Raw genomic sequence first — 22,692 nt, 5'->3', positions numbered from 1 at the left:
CTACTGCTTCACCCGCTCCGAAGAGACGCCCAGCGCCTTCAACTGATCCTGCACGCTGCCCTTGCCCGCCAGATGCCCAGCGCCCACCGCGATGAACAGCGTGCCCGGCCGGTCCAGCCGCTCCCTGATCCACTTCGCCCAATTGGCGTTGCGCTGGATCAGCAGCACCTGCGCCAGTTCCGGCGTAGCCTCCAGCGACTCGTTCATCTCCGCCGCCAGCTTGTTCGGCTCCCCGCCCTGCCAATGGGCGACCAGACTGGCGAATTCCCTGTCCATATTCGGCAGTCCCTCGACCGTCGCGGTCAGGAACTTCACCTGCTGCGCCATCGGCAGCCCCGCGAAATAGCCAAGCTGCTGCTCCACCGTTTCCAGCGCGCCGACCTTCTTCCCCGAAGCCCGCGCCGCCGCCGTCAGCACCTTCTCCGCGCCCAGATCGGACTTGTAGCCCAGCTTCTCCAGCGGCTGCACCGACAATGCCATGCCCGCCATCCACGGATTGAACATCTCGAACGCCTGCCACGGCAGCCCATTGGCCGTCATCGCCGCCAGATATTTCCCGCGCTCGCCATCATCCAGCCGGTCCGACAGCTTCACCCCGTCCCGCGCCAGCGCCGCCCCCGCCATGGTCGACGCCAGGGCATTGGGATCTTCCGGCTCGACAATCTCCAGCACCAGCTCGTCCGACCGCTCGAAAGCGGCCTTCACCCCGCCCTTGAACCAGTCCACGCCCGGCTTCATCACATGCACCGTGCCGAACAGATAGATGGTGGTATCGGCATCCTTCACCGTCCACAGCGCCGGCGTCACATAAGCCGTTCGCGCCGCCACATCGCGCGCCGAAGCAGGCCGCTCCACCACGCATCCGCCCAGCAGCATCATGGCAGGCGCCAGCCATTGGAAATTAGGCCATTTCATCCGATTTTCACGTCCATCCGATCGATCTTCGCCCTTCCATGCGTCCCGCAACGCGACAGGGCAAGCGGATTTACCTTCGGTGACGGCCTCTTTTCCTTGACCCTGCGCCCCCCCAGCGCCTAGGGGGCGCGGCAATCGAACCGTCATTTTCCTTAAGGGGCCATCCGTGGCGAACAGCGAAGCGCTCTCCTTTCAGGACTTGATCCTGACGCTCCATGCCTATTGGGGAAAGCAGGGCTGCGTGATCCTGCAACCCTATGACATGGAAGTGGGCGCTGGCACCTTCCACCCGGCGACCACCCTGCGCAGCCTCGGCCCGAACGCCTGGAACGCCGCCTATGTGCAGCCCAGCCGCCGCCCGACCGACGGCCGCTATGGCGAAAACCCCAATCGCCTCCAGCATTATTACCAATATCAGGTCATCATGAAGCCGTCCCCGGCGAACCTTCAGGAACTCTATCTGGGTTCGTTGGCGGAGATCGGCATCGACCCGCTGGTCCACGATATCCGCTTCGTGGAGGATGACTGGGAAAGCCCGACGCTCGGCGCCTGGGGCCTTGGCTGGGAAGTCTGGTGCGACGGCATGGAAGTCACCCAGTTCACCTATTTCCAGCAGATGGGCGGCTTCGACTGCAAGCCGGTGGCTGGCGAACTGACCTACGGCCTCGAACGCCTCGCCATGTACATTCAGGGCGTCGACAGCGTGTACGACCTGAAGTTCAATGACGCGGGCGTCACCTATGGCGACGTGTTCCTGGAAAATGAGCGGCAGATGTCGAAATGGAATTTCGAGATAGCCGACACCGAAAAGCTGTTCCGCTGGTTCAAGGATGCCGAAGCCGAGTGCAAGGCCTCGCTGGAGGCGGGCGTCCCGCTCGCCGCCTATGACCAGGCGATCAAGGCGAGCCATGTCTTCAACCTGCTCCAGGCGCGCGGCGTCATTTCGGTGCAGGAACGCGCCAGCTATATCGGCCGCGTCCGCGACCTCGCCAAGGGCGCCTGCGAAAAGTGGATGGAAGTGAACGGGTGGGCCGCGTGATGACCGATTTCCTCCTCGAACTCCGCTGCGAAGAAATCCCCGCCCGGATGCAATTGAAGGCGTCGGAAGACCTAGCCCGCCTCTTCACGGAGGAATTGGCGAAGTCCGGCCTGAAACCCGAAAGCATCGACAGCTTCGTCACGCCCCGCCGCCTCGCGCTGATCGCCCGCAACCTCCCGCTGGAAACCGCCGCCGTCAGCGAGGAGCATAAAGGCCCGCGCACCTCGGCCCCGGCCCAAGCGCTGGAAGGCTTCCTCCGCAAGACCGGCCTGACCCAGGAGCAACTCGAAGACCGCGATGGCGTCTGGTTCGCCACGGTCAACAAGCCCGGCCGCGCCTCTGCCGAGCTGCTGGCCGAAGCCGTCCCCACCGTCATCCGCGCCTTCCCCTGGCCCAAGTCGATGCGCTGGGGCAGGGCGTCCCAGACCACGGAAAGCCTCCGCTGGGTCCGCCCGCTGCAAGGGATCGTTGCGATCCTGGGTGAAGAACTGGTCGACATCGAAATCGAAGGCATCAAGTCGGGCTACGCCACGCTCGGCCACCGCTTCCACCATCCGGGCGAGATCACCATCGGCGGCGCGGCGGACTATGCCGAAAAGCTGCGCGCCTGCCATGTGATCGCCAGCCACCAGGAACGCCAGTCGATCATCGAGGCAAAGGCCGCCGAAGCCGCCGCCGCCCATGGCTATACCGTGATTGAGGATAAAGGCCTCGTCGCTGAAAATGCGGGCCTCACCGAATGGCCGGTTCCGCTGCTGGGCGATTTCGACCCGGCCTTCCTTGAGGTTCCGCCTGAAGTCATTCAGCTAACCCTGCGTATCAACCAGAAATATTTCGTCCTGCGCGATGCATCGGGCAAGCTCGCCCCCGCCTTCATCTGCACCGCTAATATAGAGGCGAAGGATGGCGGCGCGGCCATCGTCGCGGGCAATCGCAAGGTGCTTGCCGCCCGTCTGTCCGACGCCCGCTTCTTCTGGGAACAGGACCGCAAGACGAAGCTGGAAGATCACGCGAAGAAGTTGGAACGCATCACCTTCCACGAAAAGCTCGGCACGGTCGCCGACAAGGTCGAACGCGTCGCCAAACTGGCCCGCTGGCTGGTGGAAGAAGGCATCATTCCTCCCCTCCCGCAAGCGGGAGGGGCCGGGGGTGGGCTTGCCGACCTGGCCGAACAGGCAGCCCGCCTGGCCAAAGCGGACCTCGTCACCGAAATGGTCGGAGAATTCCCCGAACTTCAAGGCATTATGGGCGGTTATTACGCCCGAGCTGAAGGTTTGCCCGATGCCGTGGCCGACGCGATCCGCGATCATTACAAGCCGGTAGGGCAGGGTGATGACGTGCCGACTGCGCCGGTGACGGTGGCTGTGTCATTGGCGGATAAGCTGGATACGCTGGTAGGATTCTTTGGTATCGAGCAGGGGCCGACCGGTTCGAAAGATCCCTTCGCGTTGCGACGAGCTGCCCTCTCTGTTCTTCGACTGCTTGAGCAGAACGGGCTGCGGCTGAAGCTGAAAAAAGTCCATGCTTTTGCGCTTAGGGATCATGTCTATAGGCACGTATTCCTGCAAACTAAAGCGTTGGCCGACGTTGATACTCAGGCCTTGGTGAAGTTCGGTCTCGATCCGCACAAAATTACCGAAATGGATTGGCAAGCGGCAAATCTGTCTCGCCCGGAAATTAAGTCGTTTGTTGGAGCCTTCGCCTCTTCGGATGTGGTGTTCCTCGACTTCTTCGCGGACCGCCTCAAGGTCCAGCAAAAGGAAGCAGGCGTCCGCCACGACCTGATCGACGCTGTGTTCGCGCTCGGCGGCGAGGACGATCTCGTCCGCCTGCTCGCCCGCGTGAAGGCCCTGCAATCCTTCGTCGCCACCGACGACGGCACGAACCTGCTCGCAGGCTATAAGCGCGCCGCCAACATCCTGAAAAAGGAAGGCATCGAATCTCCCAGTGCTCCTGCGAAGGCAGGAGCCCAGGGTGAAGCAGCGCAACAGAACTCCGAACTCCCGCCTTCGCAGGAGCACGGTTCACTCACCTACACCCCCGAACCGGCGGAAGCCGCACTCATCGCCGCCCTGGACGCAGCCGAACCCCGCGCCACCGCCTCGGTCGCGGCGGAGGATTTCGAAGGCGCCATGGCCGCGCTTGCAACATTGCGTGCCCCCATTGACGCCTTTTTCGAGACCGTCACCGTCAACGACGCCGACGAAGCGAAGCGTTCCGCTCGCCTGTCGCTGCTCGCGCGGGTGCGCAAGGCGGTCCATGCGGTGGCCGATTTCTCTAAAATTACCGGATAATAAAGACAGATATCCGCTCAAGCGGGAAAATCAGTGAAATGAGAGAGCAATCATCGTAAAAGCGGGTGCGTTTATCGCTCCCCTGTTTTAAAGCTTTGTTGCAACGCACAACTACTCGGCAATCAGTGCAGGAGAGCCGCGATTATGTTGACAATGGAAGAGGCCAGCATGAGCACGACCGCGACCCGTTATGTCTATCGTTTCGGCGGCGGCGTCGATGATGGCGGCAAGGGCGACAAGAATCTTCTCGGCGGCAAGGGCGCCAATCTGGACGGCATGGCCGCCATCGGCCTGCCCGTGCCCCCCGGTTTCACCATCACGACGGAGATGTGCACCCGCTATTATACCGATGGCGGCGTCTATCCCGAAAGCCTGAAGGCGGAAGTCGCCAACGGCATCGCCCATATCGAGGGCGTCACCGGCAAGAAGTTCGGCGACAAGGCCGACCCGCTGCTGGTCTCCGTCCGCTCCGGCGCGCGCATTTCCATGCCCGGCATGATGGACACGGTCCTGAACCTCGGCCTCAACGACGAAACCGTGATCGGCCTCGCCGCCGCATCGGGCGATGAGCGTTTCGCCTGGGACAGCTATCGCCGCTTCATCCAGATGTATTCGGACGTGGTGCTGGAACTGGACCATGGCGCGTTCGAGGAAGCGCTGGAGATCGCCAAGGAAGACCAGGGCTACACGCTCGACACGGAAATGACCGCCGACGACTGGAAGGCGCTCGTTGCCGAATATAAGGCCCTTGTTTCAAAGCTTTGGAACAAGCCTTTCCCGCAGGATGTAAACGACCAGCTTTGGGGCGCGATCAGCGCCGTCTTCGGCTCCTGGCAGGCCGACCGCGCCAAGGTCTATCGCCGCCTGAACTCCATCCCGCACGATTGGGGCACTGCCGTCAACGTGCAGGCGATGGTGTTCGGCAATATGGGCGACACCTCCGCGACGGGCGTCGCCTTCACCCGCGACCCCGCCACCGGCGAGAACGCCTATTATGGCGAATATCTGATCAACGCCCAGGGCGAAGACGTGGTGGCGGGCATCCGCACCCCGCAGTACCTGACCAAACAGGCGCGGGAGCGGGCAGGGGCCAAGCCGCTGTCGATGGAAGAGGCGATGCCGGAAACCTATGCCGAACTGGCGCGGGTGTTCCAGATCCTTGAAACCCATTATCGCGACATGCAGGACATCGAATTCACGGTGCAGCAGGGCAAGCTCTGGATGCTCCAGACCCGCTCCGGCAAGCGCACCGCCAAGGCCGCGCTCAAGATCGCGGTCGACATGGCGAATGAGGGCCTGATCACCGAGGAAGAAGCCGTCGCCCGCGTCGATCCCGCCGCGCTTGATCAACTTCTGCACCCGACCCTCGATCCCAAGGCGCCCCGCGATGTGCTGACCAAGGGCCTGCCCGCCTCGCCGGGCGCGGCTTCGGGCGCGATCGTGTTCGACGCCGACACTGCCGAGCGCCGCAACGAACTGGGCGACTCCGTCATCCTCGTCCGCGTGGAAACCAGCCCCGAAGACATTCACGGCATGCACGCGGCCAAGGGCATCCTGACCGCGCGCGGCGGCATGACCAGCCACGCCGCCGTCGTGGCTCGCGGCATGGGCCGTCCCTGCGTCTCCGGCGCGGGCAGCCTGTCCATCGATAATGCCGCCAAGACGCTGCGCATCGAAGGGCGCACGTTGAAGGAAGGCGACATCCTCACCATCGACGGTTCGACCGGCGAAGTGATGGCGGGCGAAGTGCCGACGGTGCAGCCCGAACTGGCGGGCGATTTCGGCATCCTGATGGCCTGGGCCGACAAGGTTCGCCGCCTCAAGGTCCGCGCCAACGCCGAAACCCCGCTCGACTGCCAGACCGCCCGCGATTTCGGCGCGGAAGGCGTGGGCCTCTGCCGCACCGAACATATGTTCTTCGACGCGGCCCGCATCACCGCCGTGCGGGAGATGATCCTGGCCGACAGCGAGAAGGGTCGCCGGGTGGCGCTCGACAAGCTGCTGCCGGAACAGCGGGACGATTTCGCGCAGATCTTCATGGTGATGGCGGGCCTGCCTGTTACCATCCGCCTGCTCGACCCGCCGCTGCACGAATTCCTGCCGCACGGCGAAGCGGAGTTCGAGGAAGTGGCCAAGGCGGCGGGCGTCGGCGTGGAGGCGTTGAAGCGCCGCGCCAGCGAACTGCATGAATTCAACCCGATGCTGGGCCATCGCGGTTGCCGCCTGGGCGTCACTTATCCCGAAATCTACGAGATGCAGGCCCGCGCCATCTTCGAAGCCGCGCTGATCATCAAGCAGCGCAGCGGCGAAGCGCCGATTCCCGAAATCATGATCCCGCTCGTCGCCACGAAGAAGGAGCTGGAACTGATGAAGGCCATCGTCGACAGCGTGGCCAGGCAGGTGTTCGAGGAGCAGGGCGCTTCGGTCGAATATCTGGTCGGCACCATGATCGAACTGCCCCGCGCCGCGCTCAAGGCAGGCGAAATCGCTGAAGTCGGCGAATTCTTCTCCTTCGGCACCAACGACCTGACGCAGACGACCATCGGCATCAGCCGCGACGATGCGGGCCGTTTCCTGACGCAATATGTCGACAAGGGCATCTTCGCCCGCGACCCGTTCGTCAGCATCGATGTGGAGGGCGTGGGTGAACTGATCGAACTCGCCGCCGAACGCGGCCGCGCCACCCGCGCCGGCATCAAGCTCGGCATTTGCGGCGAACATGGCGGCGATCCGGCTTCCATTGCCTTCTGCGAGAAGACCGGTCTCGATTATGTGTCGGCATCGCCCTATCGCGTGCCCATCGCCCGCCTCGCCGCCGCGCAGGCCGCGCTGGCGAACCGGGAGTAAGATAAGAGGGGCGGGGGTAACATCCCGCCCCTTCTTCATTCAGATATTGGTGATTCAGACATGGGTGGCGCGCCGCTGGTAAAGCCGCGCATGTTCCTCATCCTTGCGCGCATCCAGCAGCCGGGCCTGTTCCCGCCATTCCTCCCGCGCGATCACGCCGGGCTTTAACCCCAGGCGCGTTTCCAGCGTGGCTTCCTGCTCGCTGCCCATGGCGGCGATCTGCCCATAGCGATGATAACCCGCCTCATTCAGCGCGATCTCGTCCTGCGGCGTGATCCCATGAATGCGGCTCAGATCGTCGCGCCCATGCACCGCTCCCGCGACAGCCTCCGCCGTGCCCGGCCCGATGGGACCGGACTGCCGCTCCAGTTCCGCTATCCGCTCCTGCGCGGCCGTCAAACGCGCATCCCGGTCGTTGATCGTCCGCCCATGGGCCGACTGCTCGTCCCGCCAATAGCGCCGATATTTGCCGCGCCCACTCATGATGAGGCCCAGAACCAGCCCCACCAGCAGCGCAATCGCCAGCAGCGCGATTTCATTGAGGGTGAAGGTCATTGCAGCATCCTTTCCTATGTCCCCCGAACGAGCGGACAGGGACAAAGGTTGCGGATTCGAACCCCTTCTCAAAAAACTGCAAAAAGGGGCTTGCCCAAAGGCGGGCGCGCTTCTATCTGCGCCACTCCAACGCACCCGTAGCTCAGCTGGATAGAGCATCAGACTACGAATCTGAGGGTCGGACGTTCGAATCGTTCCGGGTGCGCCATTTCCCCATCAGCAAAATCGAACGCTCCATCCGCCCGTGCAGCCGCATGCCGATTTAAATTCCGACCTGCGAAGTTAGGGGCTTGCCAGACCGCTCTGCCCCTTCTATCTGCCCCTCCACAACGCACCCGTAGCTCAGCTGGATAGAGCATCAGACTACGAATCTGAGGGTCGGACGTTCGAATCGTTCCGGGTGCGCCATTCCCCAAAATCGCTGAAATCCGCCTCAGGGCGCGCACCGGTCCGGCGCCGGCCGATCCAGGTCCACGACGGTGATGATCGTGGAAATCCTCGCATTCGTCGACACGCTGCAAGTCCGCGCCCGATCGAAGCTTCCGGCGGGCCATTCCTCCGGATATTCCGCATTGAACGCCAGTTTCCCCGCCGCGACATAGGGCGCATCGTCGCCGCAGAAATTCCCCAGCACGCACCCTTCGAACAGCACCGCGTCGAACAGCGAAACCAGCTTTGGCGATGACCCACTGGCGTTCTTCTGCACCGGCTTCAGCCCATAACCCCGCGCCCGGCTGGACAGTGCGGTCACATAGGCGATCATATCCTGCTCTGTCAGGTTGAACCCGGTCGTCGCCGCGCCATCCTCAAAGGCGTCCATGACGTCGAATTCGACATAGTCGAACCCCTTGTCCCGGCACATGCGCAGCCGGTCGTCCATGATCTGGATGAATTCGGGATAGCGCCGAATGTCGATATAGCGCTCCCCCGCAAAGCCCGGATAGCTGTTGCCCAACAGCCCTGAAATGGCCGAAAGGCGGGAATAATCCGGCCGATTGCTCTCCGCCGACCCAATGTCGAGATAGCATATGGTCCGGCTCCCCCGCGACTCCGCCAGCGCCACATAGGCCGCCCCCGTGTCGAAACCGTCCATGTCCAGATAGCCGACGGCAGGCGGCGTCACCGGCAATCCCTGACTCTGCAATATCCAGTCCCAACTGGAAAGCGGCGTCGGTGACGGGGAAGGAGACGGGCTGGGCGACGGGGGAGGAGAAGGCGAAGGAGCGGGCGAAGGCGCCGGAGTCGGAGCCTGCGAACCGTTATTCCCGCCCCCGCCGCCGCACGCGGCCAGCATCAGCGTCACCAAGACCAGTGCACTGATTTGCGAAAGCTTTTTGCGCGCCAGATGCACAATCATCGTCCCTTCTTCCGGAACATCGATCCTGAATCAGCGAAACGGCCCCCGGCGGGACTGGCGGTCGAAGCTGCCGCCCTTATAAGCCAAAGCAATCCAGCCCGTCATATGGCGATGGATATAAGTCCTCTGCTATAATGAATAGGAATCTATACTTAATTGATTGTGTATTTGACCGTTTTCAGGAATTTTTTTGTGGATATCCATTCATTGAAGTTGACATTGGAACATGCCTAACCGCACATTAACCATGGGTAAAAACTTCTTAAAACCGAGTCGCCCCATTACAATGCGCGGTGTGACTGTAGCCATATGCGGTTTACCACTATTCCAGACCGCAAGGGCATTTTGAGCTAAGTAAAGCTTATACCCTGATACAGCCTCATTGGCGCGGATAATGGCTGGGATGACCCAGAACGGCACCGTCTTGTCTGCGGATGCTGCCATGGAGCGCTGACTTCCATTATCCCATGTGCATGTGCGTGCGATTTTAATGGAAAAACCAAAAGATATTCGGTCGCAAACTTAGGACATGATCTTCAAATCCATAAATTTGGGGGTTTGCGATGACCTATGGCCACAGCGTCAATATCGACGGCTCTCTGGATGACTGGCTTGCGACCGACCGGATCGACGACAACAGCGCGCCGGGTTATCAGGTCTACGCGACCCTCGACAATGACGCCTTCGTCTTCGCCCTGACCGCGCCCGTCGCCATAGGCGCGGACACCACCATCTGGCTGAACACGGACGGCAAGACGTCCACCGGCTACCAGATATTCGGCTTCGCGGGCGGCGCGGAATATAATGTCAATTTCGCGGCGGACGGATCAGTAAACCTCTATAGCGGCGGGGCGGGCGAAACGCTGGTGCTCGGCGGCCTGCAGGCGGCCTGGTCGGCGGACCGCACCACGGTCGAATTCCGCCTGCCGACCGCCGCGGTGGGCAATCCGGCGGCGATGTACAGCTATTACGACATCAACAACCTGTCGAACAGCTTCATGCCCTCCAACTATCAGTCCGCCCCGTTCACCGTCTTCAACCAGACGAGCGCGACCCAGGCCCCGGACATGCGGATCGGCATCGTCTTTTCGCAGACGACCGCCGACGCCTATTTCAGCCCGACCGCCTATTCGCAGCTTTTCATGTCGGTCCAGGCGCAGGCGATCCAGGCGGGCATCCCCTTCGACATATTGACGGAGGCCGACCTTACCGACCTCAACAAGCTGTCCCACTACGACGCGCTGGTCTTCCCCTCCTTCCGCAACGTGCCGGTCGACAAGGTGGAGGCGATCACCCACACGCTGGAAATGGCCAGCAAGCAACTGGGCATCGGCCTGATCACGGCGGGCGAGTTCATGACGAACCAGCCCCATGTTCAGGGCGGCGCGATCGGCGGCGATCCGCTGCCGGGCGATCCCTATGCCCAGATGAAGCTGCTGTTCGACGCCACCCGCGTCACGGGCGGCACCGGCAATGTGGTGGTGACCGCAACGGACGCGAACGGCCTCGTCCTCGGCCATTATGCCAATGGGGAACAGGTGAACAGCTATACCGGCGTCGGCTGGAACGCCTTCGCCAGCGTCAGCGGCACAGGGCACCAGATCGCGACCGAAACCATCAACGGCGGATCGACCTATGCCGCCGCGCTCGCGACCCAGACCGGCGCGGCGCGCAACGTCCTCTTCTCCAGCGAAGGCGTCATGGCCGACGCCAACATGCTGCAACAGGCGATCAGCTACGCGGCCAACGGCACCGGCCTGTCGGTCGGTCTGCACCTGTCCCGCGAGTCCGGCATCGTCGCCGCCCGCGTCGACATGGACCAGAGCCAGGAGCTGGAGGACGTCAATCCTCCCGGCAGCACGCCCGGCATCTACGACAAGCTTTTGCCCATCCTGACCCAGTGGAAGGCGGACTATAATTTCGTCGGCAGCTTCTACCTGAATGTCGGCAACGGCGCGAACGACACCGGCACCGACTGGGCGGTATCGCTGCCCTATTACAAGGCGCTGCTCGACCTCGGCAACGAACTGGGCACGCACAGCCTGACGCACCCGGACAACACCAATCTGCTCAGCGCCGCGCAGATCCAGACCGAATTCCAGAACAGCATTACGATCCTCAACCAGCAGATCAGCGCCTATCTCAACCAGCCGTTCCAGATCACCGGCGCCGCCGTGCCCGGCGCGGCCGAACTGCTGCCGACCTCGCAGGAGATCATGAAATATGTCTCGGATTATCTGACCGGCGGCTATGCGGCGCAGGGGGCGGGCTATCCCAACGCCTTCGGCTATCTGACGCCCGCCGACCAGACCAAGATCTATTTCGCGCCCAACACCTCCTTCGACTACACCTTCATCGAATTTCAGAAGAAGACCGTGGCCGAAGCGACCGCGCTCTGGATCGGCGAATTCGACAAGCTGGTCGCCAATGCGGGGACGCCCGTCATCGTCTGGCCGTGGCACGACTATGGCGCGGCGGATTTCCTTTCGGGCAGCCCGACCACGGACAGCCCCTATGATATTTCGCTGTTCACAAGCTGGATTCAGCATGCGGTGGCGGCCAACATGGAATTCGTCACGCTGGACGATCTGGCGGCGCGCATGACGGCGGTGAAGAACGCCATCATCACCACGACCGTGGCGGGCAACAGCATCACCACCAATGTCAGCGGGGCCAATGTCGGCAACCTGTCGCTGGACGTCGACCGCCAGGGCACGATGGTCATCCAGAATGTGACCGGCTGGTACGCCTATGACAGCGACAGCGTCTTCCTTCCCCAGAGCGGGGGCAGCTTCACGATCAAACTGGGCGCGGCGGCGGACGACGTGACGCACATCACCGACCTGCCGATGCGGGCCGTGTTGATGAGCGTCACGGGCGACGGGCACAACCTCGCCTTCTCCGTCCTGGGGGGGGGGAAGGTCGTCATCGACATCGCCAATCCCGGCACCGACGGCATCGTCATCACGGGCGCGCAGGGCTTCACCCAGGTGGGGGAGATCGTGACGCTGGAGCTGGGCGCCTACGGCCTGCACAACATCACCCTGCAATATAAAGACCCACCCGTGATCGTCTCTAACGGCGGGGGAGCGACGGCGTCCCTCTCCATCGCGGAAAACGGCACGGCGGTCACCACCGTCGCCGCCACCGACGCGGATATCGGGACGGTCATCACCTATTCCATCTCCGGCGGCGCGGATGCCGTGAAATTCACGATCAACAGCGGGACGGGCGTTCTCGCCTTCGCGACCGCGCCCAATTTCGAAGCGCCCACCGATAACGGCCCCAACAATATCTATGACGTCATCGTCCGCGCGTCGGACGGCACGCTGTTCGATGAACAGGCCATCGCGGTCACCGTCACCAATGTGAACGAAGCCCCGACCATCACCTCCAACGGCGGCGGGGCGTCGGCCGCCATTTCCGTGCCGGAAAATGGGACCGCCGTCACCACCGTGACGGCCGTGGACCCGGATGCGGGAACGACTTTGGTCTATTCCATCGTCGGCGGGCCTGATCGCGACCTGTTCGCCATCAACCCCTCGACCGGCGCGCTTTCCTTCCTCAGCCCGCCCAATTACGACCTGCCGGGCGACGCGAACGGCAATAATGTCTACAACCTCACCGTCCGGGCGTCGGACGGCGCGCTGTTCGACGAACAGGCCCTCAACGTCACCGTGACCAATGTGAATGAATCCGCGCCGGTGATCACGTCCGGCGGCGGCGGCGATGCGGCGGCGATCTCCGTTTCCAGCGGCACCAGGCCGGTCATGAAGGTGACGGCGATCGATCCGGACGTGAACACCACGCTGGTCTATTCCATCTCCGGCGGCGTCGATGCGGCCAAATTCACGATCAACGCGTCGACCGGCCAGCTCAATTTCCTGAACACGCCCAATTTCCTGCTGCCGACCGACATGGGCCAGAATAATGTCTATGACGTGGTCGTGCGGGCTTCGGACGGGACGCTCTATGACGAACAGGCCATCGCGGTCACCGTCACCATCCTCAACGCCCCGCCGATCATCATTTCGAACGGCGGCGGCGCGTCTGCCACCATCCGCATGTCCGAAAACGTCGCGGCGGTGACGAAGGTCACGGCGACGGACGTCAATCTCGGCCAGACCGTCACCTATTCGCTGGGGTCCGCCGTCGACGGCGCGCTCTTCGCCATCGACGCCCAGACCGGCGTGCTGACCTTCAAGGCGGCGCCGGACTTTGAAACGCCCGCCGACTCCAACCTGGACAACCGCTATCAGGTGCAGGTGCTGGCGACGGACAGCCTGGGCGCGCAGGATTTCCAGAATCTGACCATCGTCGTCAACAATGTGAAGGGCGTATCGCTGACCGCCGCCAGCGGCGGTTCCACCCTGACCGGCGGCATGGAGGAAGACACGCTGAAGGGCGCGGGCGGCAACGACACGCTGATCGGCAATGGCGGCGCGGATATCCTGACCGGCAACGGCGGCAACGACAGCATCGACGGCGGGGCGGGGGCGGACCGCATCACCGGCGGCGCGGGCGCGGACATGCTGACCGGCGGTGCGGACGCCGACCTGTTCATCTACGCCGCGACGGGTAACAGCACGCCGCTCGTCATGGACCGGATCATGGATTTCCAGGACGGGCTGGACCGGATCGACCTGTCCGCCATCGACGCCCTTCCGGCGCTGTCGGGGAACCAGGCGTTCAGCTTCATCGGCAATGCGGCCTTCTCCGGGGCGGGGCAGCTCCATTTCTACACCGACGGCACGGACAGCTTCGTCGAAGCGAATGTGGACAACAACCCGGCGACGGCGGAATTGGCGATCCGGCTGATCGGGGTCCATAGTCTGACCGCCGCCGACTTCCTGCTCTGACGACGGAGTGGGCCAATGGCTGGAATCGGCTTCAGACTGGACCGCATCGCCCGTCAGGACGGGCTGGGCGGGATCGCCAACGCCGCCTTCCACGGGGCGGTGGTCAGTTCCGGTCCCTGGCTGATGACGGCCTTCGCCATGTTCCTGCTCCAGCGCTGGACGCGCACGACGATGCCGCCCGACGACCATGCCGTCGTCCAGACCAGCCTGGTCTACGCCTTCGGCGTGTCGACGGTCATCACCGCGCCGCTGGCGATGATCGCGACCCGCGTGGCGTCCGACCATTTCTATCTGGAGCGGCGCGACGCCATCCCCTCCATATTGATGGCGGCGCTGGTCTGGGCCACGCTGGCGTCGCTGATCGCGGGCAACCTGCTGTTCGGCTTCGTCGGCGGAATGCGGCCCGGCCTCTTCCTGCTGGCGACCGCGGTCCTGACGCTGTTCGCCCAGATCTGGATCGCCAGCCCCTTCCTGCACGCGACATGGCGGCACCGGCCGATCTTCCTCGCCTATCTGGCGGGGATCGCCATGACGGCACTTGCGCTGGCGGTCATCCGGCCGTCCGCGCCCGCGGCGGTGCTGGCCGCCATCGCCGCCGGGCTGCTGGTGACGCTGGTCCTGCTGATCTCCGCCATCAGGGACGATTTTCCCAACAGCCCCGAATGGCGGGCCAACTGGTTCGGCCGGACGCCCGGCCTGCTGGCGCTGGGCGCAGCGGGGCTGGCCAATGCGCTGGCCATCTGGATCGACAAATGGCTGCTCTGGTGGGCGCCGGGCAGCGTCCAGGCCGTGGGCGCGCTGCGCGTCAACCCGGTCAACGATCAGGCCAGCTTCCTCGGCCTGCTCACCATGATACCGGGCCTGACGCTGATCCTGGTCACGACGGAAACCCGCTTCGACCGGGCCTTCGCGGCGCTGATGGGCCACTGCACCGGCGCCGCCAACCTCCGCCGCATCGAAAAGGCGCGGCGTCATGTCGCCAGGACGATCAGGATCGACCTGCGGCTGCTGACGGTCGAACAGGCGATATTGGCCGGTTTCTGCTGGGTTCTCGCGCCGGAAATCATCCGCCTGCTGGACATGAACGCGCGCGGCATGTTCGGCTTCCGCCTGACGGCGGTGGGCGTCGTCTTCCACCTCGTCGCGATCCAGATGAGCATCATCCTGTCCTATTACGACCTGGCCGGGCGGATCGTGGCGGTCTGGGGCAGCTTCCTGCTGGCCAGCGCGATAGGAACGATCCTGCTTCGCGATAGCGGCTTCGCCAGCTTCGGCTTCGGCTATCTCGCGGGCGCGGTCACCGCCGCCTCGCTGGCGATAGGATTGGTCGCGCAGGCCACCGGCAGGCTCACCTATCTCCTATTCGTCGGCAACAACCCCGCCGTGGTCGGCAACAACGGACTTTGGGCAAGGTTCTGGCCATGACCTTCAACGCCTTCCGCCGCCGCGATCTATTCGCCATGTCATTCATGGTTTTCGGCCTGTCCGCCCGCGCCCTGCCCGAAATCGGCCGCCCCGGCACCTGGGGCGTCGACTATGGCGAAACCACCGATCCCGCCGTAGCCCGCGGCTTCGACCTCCTGGTGCTGGAACCCGATTTCCCCCGCCCCCTCGCACCCCTTCGCGGCCCCGGCAGCCGCCTGCTCGGCTATATCAGCCTGGGAGAGGTCAACGCCGCCCGCCCCTTCGTTACCGAACTGGACAAGGCGGGCGCGCTGCGCCAGCCCAATCCGAACTGGCCCCAGTCGCGCCTGATCGACCTGCGCGATCCGGCCTGGACGGCGCTGGTGCTCGACCGCCTGATCCCTGCCATATCGCGCAAGGGCTATGACGGCATCTTCATGGACACGCTCGACAATGCGGAGGCGTTGGAACGGCAGGACGCCGACCGTAACAAGGGCATGGTCGCCGGAGCCGCCCGGCTGGTGCAGGCCATCCGCAAACGTTTTCCGGCCATGGCGATCATGATGAACCGGGGCTATGCGCTGCTGCCCCAGGTCGCCCCGCAGATCGATCTGGTCCTGGCCGAGGCCATGGCCTCCCGCTGGAATTTCACCGACGGCCGCTACGAGATGACCCCGGTCGAGGACTGGCAGTGGCAAGCAGACCACCTGCTGGCCGCCAAACGGATCAATCCCCGCCTGGGTCTCGCCACGCTCGATTATTGGGATCCGCGCGACAGGGCCACCGTCGCCAGCCTCTATGCGCGGGAACGCGCCGCCGGGTTCCAGCCCTATGTGTCCACCCTGGCCCTCGACCGGCTCATTCCGGAGCCTCTGTCATGAACATCCAAGCGCAGCGCAGCCACCATATGGCGTTCGTCGGCCCTATAATCGGGGGCGGGCTTCTGCTCGCCGCCACGGCGCTGCTGATGCCCAGCCATTGGCAGATCGCCGATGCGATCCGGCGAGCGACGTTCACGCCGCCGCCGGTCGCCGTCCCCTTGCCGCCGCCCAGCCCGGCAATGCTGATGCAGCGCTTTTCGGAGGGGAGGCGGCTTTCCGTCCCCGATCTCCAGCGCCTGCTGAACGCGTCCGTAGCGACAGCCGATGCGCCGCTTCTGTCCCGGCTGGCCGAGGCCCTGACGAAGGCCGGCGCGCCGGTTCCCACCGGCCGGATCACCTATGACATCATGGCCGGGCGGCGGCCGGACGTCGCGCTCGCCTTTCTGGAAAGCCGTCCCGATCAGGGAAGTCCCGCATCCTGGCGCCTGCGCTTCGACCTGCATCGCAGGACCGGCGACGCGCAGGGCGCGGCGGATCTTCTCCGCTCCGCCGCGACGACCCCCGGCACGGCCCCGGAAAAGGATCTGATCGAGGCAAGCTATGCCCTCGCGCAACCCGACATGCTGGTCGTGGCGGCGGAACATGGCGCCATAGCTCCGCTCAGCCCGGCCCAGTCGCTCGATCTGGCGTCATGGGCGAATGGGGCAGGGCGCTATGACCTTATCGGCCGCATCGACCGGGCTGGAACGCCCGGCTGGCGCAACCGCAATCCTTGGCTCGCCATGACCCTGGCGCAACGGTCCGGCGATACCGGATCGGCGCTGCGCTATGCCGCCCTGCTGCCGACCGGCCGCGACGATGCGCGGGAAGGGATCATCATGGCGTCCGGCAACCGGGACGCGATGCGCCGATGGCTGCTGGAACGCGCAGGCCAGAAGGGCGCCGACCGGCAGGCCATAGCGCAACGGCTTCTGGAAAAGGGCTTCCGGCCGGACGCCATAGCGCTGCTCAGGACGGGATCGAACGACAAGGCGTCGGCTGCCCGCATGCTTTACCTGATGGGCCCCCGCCCGGCCGCGCAGGATCTCGCCTGGCTGAAGGCGCGGGCGTCCGCCGATCCGCGCTGGGCTGCGGCCTATATCGAACGCGCCGAACCCGCTGAGGCGCTGGCCTTCCTGGAATCTCGACCTGCTGCCGACAGCAGCGACATGCTGATCCAGCGCATAGCCCTCGCCAATGCGGCAAGGGACAGGGCGGCGGCGGCAAGGGCGCTCGACCGCCTGCTGGACGGGCGCAGCCTGTCCGCCGCGCAGATCAAGGCGGCGGCCGTTGCGCGTGTGCCATCGGAAGAGGCGGCCCGTTATGATTTGGCCCTCGCCCGCGCCCGGATCGCGGCGGGCGTGGCGGAACCCTCCGACCATTTGCGCCTGGCATGGAACGGCTGGGACGGGGGCGATGCGCGGATGACCGCCGATCAACTGCAACTTTATCTGCGCGACCGCCCGGACGACCGGGGCGCGCTCCGCTTGATGGCCGATGCCGAGGCGAAGCTCAAAGGGGAGGCGGCGGCGAAACCCTGGCTGGAGCGGCTGATTGCCGTCACGCCGCCGCTTTCGCTCGAACGGGCCGAACTGCTGACGCGGCTGGGCCGGACGTCGGAGGCCATGGCCGTGGCGGAAGCTCTGCGCCGGGCAAGTCCGCAAGATCGAAGGATCGACATCATGCTGGCGCGCCTGCTCATAGCGAAGGGCGATCCGGGTCGCGCCCGGAAGCTGTTGCAACCATGACCCCGTTCGCGACCGCCTTGCTGCTCATGGGGCCGCCGCCGCTGATAGTCGCGGCGCTGCCGCCCGATACCGGCGTGGCGGCGGCTGATATCAGGACGGTTGATCTGCCCTGGAGCGGGGACGTCCATCTGAAACTCGACAATAGCGGCTATGAACTGGTCGTCCGGTTCGACCGCCCCATAGAGGATGCGGCGCTCAAGGCTTTCGCCAAGGCCGCCGGTCCCGACCTGGCCGATCTGCGCTGGAACGACGACAGCCTTGTCCTGCGCGCCGCGGTCGGGCGAAAGCTGGAGGCGGTGGCCGACAAGCGCGCCCTGCATGTCCGTTTCCTGCCCGACGCCGATCCATCGCCAGCCCCTGCGACCGTCGCGGAACCGCAGGTGGCGGACATGGATATCGAACTGGCCATTGCCCGCGCCCAGGCCGATGCGGCGGCCGGCTATCCGGATATGGCCCGGCGGCGGCTGGCCCCTCTGGCGGCATCGCATCCCGGCGACAAACGCATCCAGCGCCTGCTGGCCGACATGGAGGTCGCGGAAGGCGCCTTGGCCCTGGGCGCGGGCCGCTATCGCAATCTGGCCGCCGACGATCCCTTTGCGCGGCAGACGCTGGCGGAATCCGGGGGTAACGCCGCAGCGGCGGTCACGGCGCGGGGCGGCAAGCTCTTCTGGCAGGCGGAGGCGGGATTGAACGCCATGGTTCCGGTCGATCCCCGCTTTTCGCTGGGCGCGGGTTTCCGATTGTTCCGGTCGGAGGCGGACACGGTCTACGGCCCGACCGGCATCCTCAGCAACCGCACATCCCGTTCGGCCATTGGCGACCTGCTCGCGACGGTCAATCTGGGGCCGGTGTCGCGGATCGAGCTTCAGGGCAGCGCCCAATTGGACGAGAAAGTGGCCGGGGCCGGGCTTCGCCTGTTCGCCGGTCCGCCCGAAAGGCAGGTACGGCTGGTGCTCGCCTATCGCCTGCCGGATCTGGCGACGCCGGAGCAATCGACCTTTGGCGGCCACATCAGCCGCGCCGGGATTGGCGGGTCGATCCGGCTGACGCCCGAACTGGCGGTGCAGGCCGACGGCGGCTGGAACGGCTATGGCCTGCGGGGGACAGGCGCCCGCACGCGCAGCTTCGCTGTGGCGGCGGGCTTCGATTATCTGCTGCGCCGCGGTTCGCCGTCGCTGGCGGTCAGTTACAGGCTGGACGCCGAATATGTCGACCGCACGACGCTTCGGCCCAACGGCCTTGCCTATATTCCGCTCAGCGACCGGGAAAATCACAGCTTCCAACTGGTGTCGGGCATGTCCTGGACGCGGTGGCAACTGACCGGGGCGGCGGGCTGGACCTTCGACCGCAAGGGCAAGACGGACGGCCCGACCGCCAATATCAGCGCCACCGGGCGGCTGAGCGCCGGTTGGCGTCTTCAGGCAAGCGGCGGCGTCAGTTCGATCAGCCGGCCGGGCATTTCGGGCCGCCAGCTTTATCTGCGCGTGGCGCTGACGCGTTATCTGGGGAGGCATTGATGCTGAAGACGCGTCCCATCCTGCTGCAATGCGCGGAAATGCTGATCCTCTTCGCCGCCCTGATGGCGGTCGATCACGGATTTTTGAAGGGAGACGCATTTTCCGATCTGAACCCCAATCCCTATTGGTTGCCGGTCCTCATCATGGCGTTGGCATACGGAACGGGCGCGGGGCTGGCTGCGGGCGCAATCGCTTCGGCCATCTGGTTCCGCTGGTCAAACCTGTGGCCCGGCCCCGCCGACCATATCGAGCAGCAATTGCGCCTGTCCATCCAGCCGATGCTGTGGATGGTGACCGCCCTTGTGGCGGGGGAGGTCACCGCCAGCCGCAGGAACCGCATCGCGGATCAGGAACGGCGGCATCAGGCGATGGACCGCAACTGGAAGAAGCTGGCGGATGTCATCGCCCGGCTCACCGCAACCAACCGCAAGCTCCAGGTGCGCATCGCGACGGAGCAGCGGACGGTGGTTCAAACCATCGCCGCCGGGCTTGGGCTTGCCCAGCCCGATCCGGAAAGCCAGGTTGACGCGGTTGCCCGCATGATCGCCCTTGCGGCCCAGACGGAGGATTTCACCTTCTACGATGTCCGCGGCAGTCAGGTCATCGCCCGCTTCGGTGGCAAGGCGGCGCCCGGCCAGCCGCCCGACCTGACGCGCTCTCCCATGGCGCAGACGATGATGGCCGCTCCCCGGCCGCTGCGGAGCGACCGCGCGGCCGATCAGGCGCTTGTCGCACCCTTCGGATTGCTGGCCGTGCCGGTCCCGGACGGGGAAGAGGCGTTGGCGGCCATCATCCTGATCCACAGCGCCGCCGGGGTCAGGATGACCGAGGCCTATGTGGCGCAACTCCTTCAGGTCGCTGACCTTCTGGGCAAGTGCCCCGCGCTGTTCGGACGCGACCAGTCCTTTGCGGCGAAATGGCTGGTGCCGGAAGGAAAAGTGGCTTGATCCTCCTGCTCGCGCTTTATTCCATCGTCGACCTGCTCCTGCTCTTGCGGGCCTTGCTGGCGGGGGAAGGGGGCATATGGTGGTTCGCCCCCGCCCATTTGCTGCTGAGTTGCGCCGCCTTGGTGGTCATGATGGGCCATCTCGGCCGCTTGAGCGCGCCGCAACGATTCGCCCTGCCGGTCGGCGCCGCCATCGGCCCTGTCGCTATGCTGTTCTGCCTGTTGCTGGCGCCGCTGACGGCGGGATCGAGAAGGAAGCGGCAGATCGTCTATCGCAATGTCCGCATCCGCAAGCAGCGTTTCGCGAACGGCCTGTCGCCGATGGAACGGCTGGGCCGGATATTGGACGAGAGGGTGCGCTATCCCGAAAGCGACGAGATCGGGTCACTGGCGACCATGCTCCGCCACGGCAATCTGCAGGCCCGCTACCGGGCGCTGGAAACCGCCGTGATCTCGTTCGAGCCGAGGCTGTCTCCGCTGATCGTCATGGCCCTTTCGGATGAAGACCAGACAATCCGCGCACTGGCCGCCGCCGCCGCTGCGCAGGTCAGCTATAATCTGGCGCAGCAACGCAGCGAGTTGCAAGCGAGGATCGCGCCAGCCCAGCATCTGGAGGATCGCTATGCCCTGGCCATGCTGCTGGCGGATCATGGCTGCTTCAACCAACTGCTGCCCCAGGGCCAGCGGCTGCGCCTGTGCCAGGAGGCCAGCCGGAAACTGGATGAGGTGGCGGGCCTGCTGACCGGCGGGGACATCCGGCGCAGGGCGTTGCAGGCGGCGCGCGCGCAGGTGCGGCGCGCCATCGACGCAACCGGCAAATCGCGGCTCGTCCGCCTGTCGGGTGTGGGGCCCGCGTCCTGATGTCGGAAACGCAGGAAAGCGACATATGTCTGATTGTCGAAGGGGCTTACCCTTTCGTCGTCGGCGGCGTTTCAAGCTGGCTTCAGGATCTGATCCTCAGCATGCCGGACCTGCGCTTTTCGCTGGTGGCGATCAAGGCGGGGGCCGACGTCCAGCCCTGGCGCATGGTGCCGCCGGCCAATGTCGTTGAGGTCGTGGAAATCCCGCTGCTGATCGAACCCTGCCTGCCGCGCCGCTATCCTGCGCCGCAGATGAAACGGATCGGGCGGATGCTACTCGCTTTCCTGTCCACTGGGGGAAAGGAGGAACTGATCCGTCTGCGTCAGGCGCTGGAGGCGCTGAAGCCCGCGCCCGCTGCCGGCGACCTTCTTTCCAATCCGGAGATATTCGACCTCTTCACCCATTATTACGACACTGCCTTCCGCTCGGCATCCTTCCATCATTTCTTCTGGGCGATGCGGGTGCTTCTGGGCGGCCTGCTCAAGATGCTGCTCGCGCCCTTGCCCAGAGCGCGGGTCTATCACACCATCTCCACCGGCTTTGCGGGCCTGCTGGCGGCGCGGGCGGCCTATGAGACCGGCCATCCCGCCTTCATCACCGAACATGGCATCTATATGCTGGAGCGGCAGATCGAGATCATGATGGCCGACTGGATCGGCGACCAGATCGAAACCGGGCTGACCCTCGACCGGGAGGGGCATGACCTGCGCGACCTGTGGCTGGCGGTTTTCCAGACCTATACGCGGGCCTGCTATGACGCCTGCGACCCCATCATCGCGCTTTACGGCGCCAACAACCGGACCCAGCGCCATCTGGGGGCTCGGCAGGAAAGGCTGCGCGTCATCCCCAACGGCATCGACGCGGATCGTTTCGCGCTGATGGAGCGCGCCTGCGATCCGGCGCGTCCGTTGGTGGCGCTGATCGGCCGGGTCGTGCCGATCAAGGATATCAAGACCTTCATCAGGGCCGCCGCGCTGGTCGTGGCGGAAATGCCGGAAGTGCGCTTCGCCATATTGGGGCCTCTGGACGAAGATCCTGATTATGCCGCCGATTGCGAGGCGCTCGTCACGGAATTGGGCGTCGGCAATGCCGTGCAATTCGCCGGGCGCGTCAATGTCGCGGAATGGCTGCCGCGCATCGACCTGATCGTGCTCACCAGCCTGTCGGAAGCGCAGCCGCTCGTCATATTGGAAGGGGGCGCTTGCGGCGTGCCCGTGGTCGCGCCCGATGTCGGCAGTTGCAGGGAAATGATCGAAGGGCGGTCGCCCGCCATCGACCGGCCCGGCGGCATCGTCACCCAATTGGTCAATCCGGAATGCACGGCGGCAGCCATCCTCGACCTGCTGCGCGCCCCGTCTCTGCGCCGGGCCATGGGCGAAGCGCTGCGCGAACGCGTCGTCAGGGATTATGACCGCAGCGCCATCATCGCGGAATATCGGCATATCTACAGCGCGCTCGGCGCCCAGGCCCGCTTTTCGGAACTGCAATGA

General features: G+C 64.7%; 15 protein-coding genes and 2 tRNA genes. 13 read left to right on the top strand and 4 right to left on the bottom strand.

Annotated features, from left to right (window positions below):
- Positions 1-915, bottom strand: coding sequence for a TraB/GumN family protein (locus BV95_RS11090; protein ID WP_037451423.1), 915 nt, complete (start codon positions 913-915; stop codon positions 1-3).
- 166 nt (positions 916-1,081) lie between these two features.
- Here BV95_RS11090 and BV95_RS11085 point away from each other — a divergent pair, with 166 nt between their 5' ends.
- From BV95_RS11085 to ppdK, 3 genes are all read left to right on the top strand, one after another.
- Positions 1,082-1,954 carry a glycine--tRNA ligase subunit alpha gene (locus tag BV95_RS11085; RefSeq protein WP_013846791.1) on the top strand — a complete coding sequence of 291 codons (873 nt, stop codon included), beginning with the start codon at positions 1,082-1,084 and terminating at the stop codon, positions 1,952-1,954.
- Complete coding sequence (gene glyS, locus BV95_RS11080; protein ID WP_037451467.1) at positions 1,954-4,248, top strand: glycine--tRNA ligase subunit beta; 2,295 nt, start codon at positions 1,954-1,956, stop codon at positions 4,246-4,248. The genes BV95_RS11085 and glyS overlap by 1 nt, the downstream gene beginning before the upstream one ends.
- A gap of 144 nt (positions 4,249-4,392) precedes the next feature.
- Positions 4,393-7,095, top strand: coding sequence for a pyruvate, phosphate dikinase (gene ppdK, locus BV95_RS11075; RefSeq protein WP_037451419.1), 2,703 nt, complete (start codon positions 4,393-4,395; stop codon positions 7,093-7,095).
- Positions 7,096-7,149: 54 nt separating this feature from the next.
- Here ppdK and BV95_RS11070 read toward each other — a convergent pair whose 3' ends face one another.
- Positions 7,150-7,650: a hypothetical protein gene (locus BV95_RS11070; RefSeq protein ID WP_037451417.1), complete on the bottom strand. Its 501-nt coding sequence runs from the start codon at positions 7,648-7,650 to the stop codon at positions 7,150-7,152.
- A 131-nt stretch (positions 7,651-7,781) separates the two neighbouring features.
- Between BV95_RS11070 and BV95_RS11065 the strand changes: the two genes are divergently transcribed.
- Positions 7,782-7,858 (top strand) — tRNA-Arg (locus BV95_RS11065).
- A 123-nt stretch (positions 7,859-7,981) separates the two neighbouring features.
- Positions 7,982-8,058: transfer RNA gene (locus BV95_RS11060), tRNA-Arg, on the top strand.
- Between the two features lie 25 nt (positions 8,059-8,083).
- Here BV95_RS11060 and BV95_RS11055 read toward each other — a convergent pair.
- Together BV95_RS11055 and BV95_RS23545 are read right to left on the bottom strand one after the other, a co-directional pair.
- Positions 8,084-9,007, bottom strand: coding sequence for an endo alpha-1,4 polygalactosaminidase (locus tag BV95_RS11055; RefSeq protein WP_267880730.1), 924 nt, complete (start codon positions 9,005-9,007; stop codon positions 8,084-8,086).
- A gap of 204 nt (positions 9,008-9,211) precedes the next feature.
- Positions 9,212-9,451 carry a hypothetical protein gene (locus tag BV95_RS23545; protein ID WP_156028637.1) on the bottom strand — a complete coding sequence of 80 codons (240 nt, stop codon included), beginning with the start codon at positions 9,449-9,451 and terminating at the stop codon, positions 9,212-9,214.
- Positions 9,452-9,570: 119 nt separating this feature from the next.
- Between BV95_RS23545 and BV95_RS11050 the strand changes: the two genes are divergently transcribed.
- From BV95_RS11050 to pelF, 8 genes are read left to right on the top strand one after another with little or no spacing between them, the layout of a single operon-like run.
- The gene (locus BV95_RS11050; RefSeq protein WP_037451411.1) at positions 9,571-13,866 is read left to right on the top strand and encodes a cadherin domain-containing protein; all 4,296 of its coding nucleotides are present in this window, start codon (positions 9,571-9,573) and stop codon (positions 13,864-13,866) included.
- Positions 13,867-13,881: 15 nt separating this feature from the next.
- Positions 13,882-15,291 carry an exopolysaccharide Pel transporter PelG gene (gene pelG / locus BV95_RS11045; RefSeq protein WP_037451408.1) on the top strand — a complete coding sequence of 470 codons (1,410 nt, stop codon included), beginning with the start codon at positions 13,882-13,884 and terminating at the stop codon, positions 15,289-15,291.
- Positions 15,288-16,151, top strand: a complete 864-nt coding sequence (locus BV95_RS11040; RefSeq protein ID WP_174544425.1) for a glycoside hydrolase family 191 protein — start codon at positions 15,288-15,290, stop codon at positions 16,149-16,151. Before pelG ends, BV95_RS11040 begins: the two co-directional genes overlap by 4 nt.
- Entirely contained in the window at positions 16,148-17,878 is a 1,731-nt protein-coding gene (locus BV95_RS11035; RefSeq protein ID WP_037451403.1) for a tetratricopeptide repeat protein, read from the top strand. Before BV95_RS11040 ends, BV95_RS11035 begins: the two co-directional genes overlap by 4 nt.
- The gene (locus BV95_RS11030; RefSeq protein WP_037451400.1) at positions 17,875-19,395 is read left to right on the top strand and encodes a hypothetical protein; all 1,521 of its coding nucleotides are present in this window, start codon (positions 17,875-17,877) and stop codon (positions 19,393-19,395) included. Before BV95_RS11035 ends, BV95_RS11030 begins: the two co-directional genes overlap by 4 nt.
- Positions 19,395-20,342: a hypothetical protein gene (locus tag BV95_RS11025; protein ID WP_037451396.1), complete on the top strand. Its 948-nt coding sequence runs from the start codon at positions 19,395-19,397 to the stop codon at positions 20,340-20,342. The genes BV95_RS11030 and BV95_RS11025 overlap by 1 nt, the downstream gene beginning before the upstream one ends.
- Positions 20,339-21,202 (top strand): hypothetical protein, encoded by an 864-nt coding sequence (locus BV95_RS11020; RefSeq protein WP_037451393.1) that lies wholly within the window; start codon positions 20,339-20,341, stop codon positions 21,200-21,202. The genes BV95_RS11025 and BV95_RS11020 overlap by 4 nt, the downstream gene beginning before the upstream one ends.
- Positions 21,202-22,692: a GT4 family glycosyltransferase PelF gene (pelF, locus tag BV95_RS11015; RefSeq protein WP_234703154.1), complete on the top strand. Its 1,491-nt coding sequence runs from the start codon at positions 21,202-21,204 to the stop codon at positions 22,690-22,692. The genes BV95_RS11020 and pelF overlap by 1 nt, the downstream gene beginning before the upstream one ends.

Origin of the sequence: Sphingobium chlorophenolicum, assembly GCF_000722875.1 — a bacterium.
Lineage (GTDB): Bacteria > Pseudomonadota > Alphaproteobacteria > Sphingomonadales > Sphingomonadaceae > Sphingobium > Sphingobium chlorophenolicum.
Note: the sequence above shows the minus strand (reverse complement) of the source record. Positions and strands in the feature narration are given on the sequence as shown.

Bases quoted from the DNA above. Each gene is read 5' to 3' on its own strand.
- BV95_RS11090 (WP_037451423.1), bottom strand. From the start codon at position 915: ATGAAATGGCCTAATTTCCAATGGCTGGCGCCTGCCATGATGCTGCTG.
- glyS (WP_037451467.1), top strand. From the start codon at position 1,954: ATGACCGATTTCCTCCTCGAACTCCGCTGCGAAGAAATCCCCGCCCGG.
- ppdK (WP_037451419.1), top strand. From the start codon at position 4,393: ATGTTGACAATGGAAGAGGCCAGCATGAGCACGACCGCGACCCGTTAT.
- BV95_RS11070 (WP_037451417.1), bottom strand. From the start codon at position 7,650: ATGACCTTCACCCTCAATGAAATCGCGCTGCTGGCGATTGCGCTGCTG.
- BV95_RS11055 (WP_267880730.1), bottom strand. From the start codon at position 9,007: ATGATTGTGCATCTGGCGCGCAAAAAGCTTTCGCAAATCAGTGCACTG.
- BV95_RS23545 (WP_156028637.1), bottom strand. From the start codon at position 9,451: ATGGCAGCATCCGCAGACAAGACGGTGCCGTTCTGGGTCATCCCAGCC.
- BV95_RS11050 (WP_037451411.1), top strand. From the start codon at position 9,571: ATGACCTATGGCCACAGCGTCAATATCGACGGCTCTCTGGATGACTGG.
- pelG (WP_037451408.1), top strand. From the start codon at position 13,882: ATGGCTGGAATCGGCTTCAGACTGGACCGCATCGCCCGTCAGGACGGG.
- BV95_RS11040 (WP_174544425.1), top strand. From the start codon at position 15,288: ATGACCTTCAACGCCTTCCGCCGCCGCGATCTATTCGCCATGTCATTC.
- BV95_RS11035 (WP_037451403.1), top strand. From the start codon at position 16,148: ATGAACATCCAAGCGCAGCGCAGCCACCATATGGCGTTCGTCGGCCCT.
- BV95_RS11030 (WP_037451400.1), top strand. From the start codon at position 17,875: ATGACCCCGTTCGCGACCGCCTTGCTGCTCATGGGGCCGCCGCCGCTG.
- BV95_RS11025 (WP_037451396.1), top strand. From the start codon at position 19,395: ATGCTGAAGACGCGTCCCATCCTGCTGCAATGCGCGGAAATGCTGATC.
- pelF (WP_234703154.1), top strand. From the start codon at position 21,202: ATGTCGGAAACGCAGGAAAGCGACATATGTCTGATTGTCGAAGGGGCT.